Source organism: Halarchaeum nitratireducens (assembly GCF_017874695.1).
Taxonomy (GTDB): domain Archaea; phylum Halobacteriota; class Halobacteria; order Halobacteriales; family Halobacteriaceae; genus Halarchaeum; species Halarchaeum nitratireducens.
Window position 1 is genome coordinate 1 of record NZ_JAGIKY010000028.1, and the last position, 3,251, is coordinate 3,251.

The following is a 3,251-nucleotide window of genomic DNA, read 5'->3' on the forward strand; positions in this document are numbered from 1 at the left end:
GGTGGTCTGTGGAGGGTAGAGCGTTTTTCGGTGGTGTCCGCGGCGTGCAAACCGGGAGGGAGAGGCTGAGGCGTCGGTTTGTGGTGGGTAGAGCGTTTCCGGTCTGAGCGGTGTCCGGGAGGTGTCCGCGGGGCCGGTGGCGGGTAGAGCGGCCGAGGCGTCGGTTTGTGGTGGGTAGAGCGGTTCCGGTGCGGTGTCCGCGGTGTTTCAACCCGTGCTAACCGCCTTTTTCGTCAGAAAGTAGAGGTGGCTAGTAGAGGCGGCGAGGCTGTTGGTATACCCGGTGTGAGGGTTGAAGGGTGGTTTGCAGAAGTGCAACGGAACGCGGACAGCGGTTGTTACCGGTTGAACGTGGAACGGACGCGTTCGGCGGCGTCACGCCGTAGCGCGCCGAGTTTCTGGCGTGTAGTGTCGTGCCAGAGGAGGAGGGCGGCGAGGAGGCAGATCGCGCCGGCGGGGGCGGCGATCTCGGTGGGCCGGATCGTGACGAGGGAGCCGACGAGGTAGACGAGGCCGAGTGTGCCGAGTGCGATGACGTATGCGGGCGTCTCGCGGTGGTTCTGGGCGTCGAGGCCGTGCTCAAGGAGTGTTCGTATGGCCTGACTCCGGTTCAGGTCGCGGTCGTCCGCGAAGTCGTCTACTCGGTCGGCCAGTTGCTCGGGCAGTTTTGAGGCAACGGTTTTCACGGGGTACGCACCGGTTTACGTTCGTTTACCGTGGGTCAAAGGCGTTGGGGTCGGTCTGCGGAAGGACTAAGAGGACGGCGGAGGAACGACGTGGTAGTCACTCAGAGCACGTGAAGGAAGTCCCGCAGGGGCGGGACACGACCACACAGGGCCGTGCCAGCGGCCCTGTGGGGAAGAACCTCCTTGGACAGGCGGGTTCCGTGTCCCTTCCTTCTGCGCCCGGGCGCAAAATCGTTTCGACCGACGCGACCCGGCCGTATACTGGCGCTCCAACGTCTGAGAGTGCCATCTGCGGGGTCGTGGTCCATAGCTCCGGCCAGCCCGGAGTGCGGAAGCCCGCGGTCGTCGAACCGGGCGCCGCGCGGCCCGGAGTGACCGGAGGGAGCGACGCCGCCGGCGCGCGGCTCGTCGAGCCGCCGGAACGCACGGAGGGCGACCGCGCCCACCGCGCGGTAGTTGCCCGCGCTTCGGCAGCCCACCGCTTGCCCCCGGAGGCCGGAGGCCGGAGGGCATCCTGTCGTGCGGGGCGGGGGTGGTGGCGGTGAGCCAGTCGGCGCTTCCGGCGGAGCAGACGTGTACGCTTCCGTCGTGCGACGCTCCGGCCGTGGAACCGGCGCGTGGGGCGCTCTGCGCCGACCACCGCGCTTCGCTCGGTGAATCCCCCGGCGGTGAGTCTCCTTTACTTGATTCTTATCGTGAATCCCGAACGCGGTCGGAGGAAGGGGATTCGAGCGCTCTACCCGGTGATGGGGATTCCACGGGGGGCGATGACCGGAGATCGTGGAACCGCCAGCAGAAACGGACGTTCCACCGCGTCCACACGATGCTGAGCTACTGGGAACAGCACGGCTACGAAATTAGCTGGGTGACGCTCACGTCGTCGGAGGAGTCCGACGATGCGGACCGTCTGGCGTACAATCAGCGGCGTCTGCGCCAGACGATAGAGCGCGCCCGGCTCGCCTACGATGCGGACGGGAACGCCCATCGCCTCGATCACATCCGTGAGCTAGAGTCGTTGGTGATCCGCACAAGCGAGGGGCCGGAGGGGAAGGGTGTCCTGCATCTGTTCTGGGCGTGGAAGCCGCCAGCGGGCTCACACAGCCGTTCGCTGTTCATCCCGCACAAGTGGCTGAGTGAGCAGTGGGGGCGCATACACGGGCCGCACGACGAGCACAGCGAGGAGGAGATACAGCCGCTCCACGTCTGGATTACGAAGACGGGGGAAGTGGACTACCACAGTCGGGAGTCGCTGGCGGGCTACTGCGTATCGCAGTACCTCGGCGAGCACGGCGAGGCGCTCGAAAACGTGTCATGGTCGTGGGAACGGACGCTCGGTGGGTCGGTGACGGAAGCGTGGGATACGGTGAAGGCGATGACGGGTAGCTTGGAGCGTGCGAAGGAGGTTTGGCATCGGGTGATGGGCGGTGAGGAGGTGTCGCTGTCGTCGCAGTCGGAGCACGTCGATTACGGGAAGGTGGTGAAGCCACCGCCGGATCTAGCGGTGATCGAGTCGCGCCCGATCTCGATCACGCCGCCTGATGGCTGGTCGCCGCAGGGGCCGCATCAGGGGACGATGCGGACGGACCGGGCGGCGATCCCGGAGTACGACCCTGACTACGGCTACTGTCCGGTGTGTGGGGAGCGGGGGACGGTGGTGCGCTTCGAGGATGCGGAGGATGACCGGGTGTCGTTCCGGTGCGAGGCGCGCGCTGTTCCAGGTGGCGCGGTTCGGTGCGGGGCGACGCTGGCGGCGGTGGGCGAGGGTGGCCAGCAGGTTGAGCGGACGCCGGTGCCGGCACGGTGGCGGCAGCGACAGACGCGGCTCCGTGAGTGGGAGCAGGGGCCGGCGTCGGTGATCGGGCGGCCGGAGTGGCGGGCTCGGTTGGAGTCGGCGGGCCCGTCGCCGGAGTCGTCGGGTCACGGTGTCTGGGTGCCGGGTGATGACTAATCGCAGGATGGCGGAGGGTGAAATGGCTGTTTGAGTCTATGATCGGCCCCGATGACCCCAGTAAGATGGGCGAGGGTAACGGGCACCCCGCCCGAGAGGGCCGGCGGTAGGACGCCGACCGGGTGCCGTCACGCAACCATGACGACAGAGAACACTACCCCGCGAGACGGGGAAAGCGTTGGTGCATCGTATAGCTACCTGCAGACGGCCGAGCTAACGGGTGACTGTGTAGTCGAGGCGGTGCGGGACTACGCGGAGGGCGGCGTCTGGCTGCACGTGCGGAGCGACGAGATGAGTATAACGGCGTCGCTCTCGCCGTCGGCGGCGCGCGACCTCGCCGAGGAGCTGGTCGAGGCGGCCGGCGACGAGGAGTGATCGGTTAGGACCTACGACCCCGAACGGTCAGCCCACCACCACACCATCCCTCCCCCATAGAGTTTGTACACATGCACCCCCTTACGGGGGTGCATGTGTACAGACGCTCGGCGCGATATATATAAGACGCGCGTTGGGCGCTGTGTCGGTGGTCTGTGGAGGGTAGAGCGTTTTTCGGTGGTGTCCGCGGCGTGCAAACCGGGAGGGAGAGGCTGAGGCGTCGGTTTGTGGTGGGTAGAGCG

At 66.8% G+C, this 3,251-nt stretch carries 3 protein-coding genes; 2 read left to right on the forward strand and 1 reads right to left on the reverse strand.

Features of this window, described 5'->3' with window-relative positions; translation table 11 throughout:
- Positions 1-338: 338 nt before the first annotated feature.
- Positions 339-686 (reverse strand): CopG family ribbon-helix-helix protein, encoded by a 348-nt coding sequence (locus tag J2754_RS15965; protein ID WP_211088005.1) that lies wholly within the window; start codon positions 684-686, stop codon positions 339-341.
- 823 nt (positions 687-1,509) lie between these two features.
- Here J2754_RS15965 and J2754_RS15970 point away from each other — a divergent pair.
- Both J2754_RS15970 and J2754_RS15975 read left to right on the forward strand, forming a co-directional pair.
- Positions 1,510-2,634: a hypothetical protein gene (locus J2754_RS15970; protein ID WP_211088006.1), complete on the forward strand. Its 1,125-nt coding sequence runs from the start codon at positions 1,510-1,512 to the stop codon at positions 2,632-2,634.
- Between the two features lie 138 nt (positions 2,635-2,772).
- Positions 2,773-3,009 (forward strand): hypothetical protein, encoded by a 237-nt coding sequence (locus tag J2754_RS15975; protein WP_211088007.1) that lies wholly within the window; start codon positions 2,773-2,775, stop codon positions 3,007-3,009.
- The last annotated feature ends 242 nt before the right edge of the window (positions 3,010-3,251 follow it).

Coding starts and splice junctions, on each gene's coding strand:
- J2754_RS15970 (WP_211088006.1), top strand. CDS start 1,510: ATGCTGAGCTACTGGGAACAGCACGGCTACGAAATTAGCTGGGTGACG.
- J2754_RS15975 (WP_211088007.1), top strand. CDS start 2,773: ATGACGACAGAGAACACTACCCCGCGAGACGGGGAAAGCGTTGGTGCA.